The 482-nt window shown below is 72.2% G+C and carries 1 protein-coding gene; it reads left to right on the forward strand.

The annotated features are described in order from the left end of the window. Positions 1 to 183: 183 nt before the first annotated feature. Positions 184 to 482 (forward strand): ATP-binding cassette domain-containing protein (locus ASG67_RS12470; RefSeq protein ID WP_156460810.1); only part of this gene is annotated, 299 nt, incomplete at its 3' end.

The following is a 482-nucleotide window of genomic DNA, read 5'->3' on the forward strand; positions in this document are numbered from 1 at the left end:
CGTCGCTCCAGAAGCGCGGCTGACGCCGCACCGCTCGCGGAGCGGGGGTTATCCCCCATTCCTCCCCGAGAGCACCCCCGGGTCTTCTCCGGAACCTCTCAGTCGTTCCTAAGCTGGCCGCGCCGTACGACGGGCCCCGCGAGTGACGCGAGCGGCCGCGACGGCGTGATGAAGGGGGAGCGCATGATCGAGGCGCGCAGTCTGACCAAGACGTTCGGGAGGAAGACCGCGGTCGACGGGATCGACTTCACGGTCGAGCCGGGGAGGGTCACCGGGTTCCTCGGACCCAACGGTGCCGGCAAGTCGACCACGATGCGGATGATCGTCGGGCTGGACCGGCCGACGGCCGGCTCGGTTCGCGTGAACGGCCGTCCCTACGCCGAGCACGCGGCGCCGCTGCGCGAGGTGGGTGCGCTGCTCGACGCGAAGGCCGCGCACCGGGGCCGCTCGCTCCGCGACCACCTGCGCGTCATCGCCGCGAC

It is taken from the genome of Sphingomonas sp. Leaf339 (assembly GCF_001426195.1).
In the GTDB taxonomy this organism is placed as follows: Bacteria; Pseudomonadota; Alphaproteobacteria; order Sphingomonadales; family Sphingomonadaceae; genus Sphingomonas.